2 protein-coding genes are annotated in these 2,070 nt (G+C 49.9%); one reads left to right on the top strand and one right to left on the bottom strand.

What is annotated here, in order from left to right; genetic code table 11:
- Nucleotides 1-116 precede the first annotated feature (116 nt).
- Nucleotides 117-344: a hypothetical protein gene (locus FBQ85_29660; GenBank protein MDL1879297.1), complete on the bottom strand. Its 228-nt coding sequence runs from the start codon at nucleotides 342-344 to the stop codon at nucleotides 117-119.
- A gap of 428 nt (nucleotides 345-772) precedes the next feature.
- Here FBQ85_29660 and FBQ85_29655 point away from each other — a divergent pair, with 428 nt between their 5' ends.
- Nucleotides 773-1,786 carry a zinc-binding dehydrogenase gene (locus tag FBQ85_29655; protein ID MDL1879296.1) on the top strand — a complete coding sequence of 338 codons (1,014 nt, stop codon included), beginning with the start codon at nucleotides 773-775 and terminating at the stop codon, nucleotides 1,784-1,786.
- Nucleotides 1,787-2,070 lie beyond the last annotated feature (284 nt).

Genomic DNA, 2,070 nt, shown 5'->3' with positions numbered 1-2,070 from the left:
CAAAGCCTGAACCAATCCGCGGTGACGAGTTTGGACGAGGGCTTTGAAGAAACGTTGACGTTGCATCGTTTGAGTGTTTTCAAAGAGCTGGGGGTGAGCAGGAGCCATCAAAAATTTCAACTAAAAAAGGATTGACTCACAAAAGTTGGATACTTAATATTGGGATGTCTCTGAAGAAGCCAATGCACTTCGTGAGGACTGAGGTGAACCTTGTTATTTTCAATCAATGCCAATCCGAAATAGTAATTGAAGCGAAGTATATCGTTATAGGTTACTTGCTTACCTGCCTTTTTCATGCGATAGGCAACTGCCCCAGTGCCTGCAAAAGCATCCAAGCAGGTCATGAAATCTAAACCTTCGATTTGCTCCCAAATCCAATCAACTAGTTTTGCTGCCCTGATAGCGTGTGGAAGGAAAATCGGCAGTTAAATCTGGGAACAGTGATTGTTGATCAACTATGACTTTTTGCAACTCCACGCCCTCGTTTATAAGTATGCTGTCGTATTCCAACTAAGAGTATAGCAGAAATTTCAAATGATGCAATTGTTACTTTTGATTTTCAAGAAACGCTATGAGTCGTTCCGTGCCAAAAAACGGCTAACTTGTTCTTCAGTCTTTTGCGCCGCTCTGCCACTCTGATCTCCCCGTGCCGGCCTCTTTCCCTCCAGGACGCCCGGTCTACGAAATCACTACTTGATTTTTGCCAATACTTTCCTATGCTTCCGGACGGCGATTGTGTACGAGTCGAAAAGCAAATAACCAGGGAGCCAACTTGAAACAAGTTTTCATCACCAAGCCCGGCGGCGTTGAAGTACTCAAAATTCAGGAACGCGACGATCCCAGACCCAAACGTGGCGAGGTCTTAATTCGTGTGAAAGCCGCAGGCATCAATTTCGCCGACATCATGGCGCGCAAGGGAATTTATCCCGATGCGCCCAAACCGCCGTGTGTGGTCGGTTACGAAGTTTCAGGCATAATTGAAAGCGTGGGAGAGGGCGTTGAAACAACGCGTCTCGGTGCGGAAGTCGTTGCCTTGACGCGCTTCGGCGGTTACTCTGAAATGGTGCGCGTGCCAGTGGCGCAAGTTTTTGACAAGCCGGCAACACTAAATTTTGAACAGGCCGCGGCGATTCCCGTCACGTATTTAACCGTGTATCAATTGCTGGTTATCATGGGTTCATTGCACGCCGGAGACTCAATCCTCATTCACAATGCTGGCGGCGGGGTGGGACTTGCGGCATTGGATATTGCCAAAAAAATTGGCGCAAGAACATATGGCACCGCCAGCGCCAGTAAGCACGAGTTTCTCAAACAACGCGGATTCGATCATCTCATCGATTATCGCACGCAGGATTGGTCACAAGAGTTGCAGCGCTTGACCGAGGGCAGGGGAGTGGAGTTGATCATCGATCCGCTCGGCGGCAAGCACTGGAAGAAGAGTTACAAGGCTCTGCGCGCGACTGGGCGATTAGGCATGTTCGGCATCTCGACTGCCGCGGAATCGCGTGTGGGCGTGTTTGGCCTACTTAAACTCGTCACCAAAATGCCGTGGTTCAATCCGGTTAGCCTGATGAACACCAACAAAGCCGTGTTCGGCACGAATCTCGGGCACATGTGGCATGAAGCCGAGAAAGTGTCCGGTTGGATGCGGACAATCCTGGCCGGCGTACACGAAGGGTGGGTGCGGCCGCATGTTGACAAGGCTTTCCCGTTCGAGCAGGCTGCCGCGGCGCATCAATATATCGAACAACGCAGAAGCATCGGAAAAGTGGTTTTGACGCCGTGACGTTCATATCTCGTTGCGCGTTGCTCGCAGAGAAACCAGCAACAAGCAACCAGTATCCCACGACAAGCTGCCTTCGACAGGCTGCCTTCGACAAGCTCAGGCGGCGATCAACAGTATCCCGACATTGACATTCGTTTTAAAAAAATGTATGTTGCCCGCCATCGTTTTAAAAATTCGAATTTAGATTGCATCAATTTGACAGGAGGAATACTCACATGAAGCTTTACATTCGCCGGGGAATCATTGCAGGCGTGGCGATGCTCGTGTTTGTGGCGTGCAGCAAG

The organism is Cytophagia bacterium CHB2, assembly GCA_030263535.1.
Taxonomy (GTDB): domain Bacteria; phylum Zhuqueibacterota; class Zhuqueibacteria; order Zhuqueibacterales; family Zhuqueibacteraceae; genus Coneutiohabitans.
The sequence above is the reverse complement of the archived record's forward strand: the minus strand, read 5'-3'. Positions and strand labels throughout refer to the sequence as shown.

Coding starts and splice junctions, on each gene's coding strand:
- FBQ85_29660 (MDL1879297.1), bottom strand. CDS start 344: ATGACCTGCTTGGATGCTTTTGCAGGCACTGGGGCAGTTGCCTATCGC.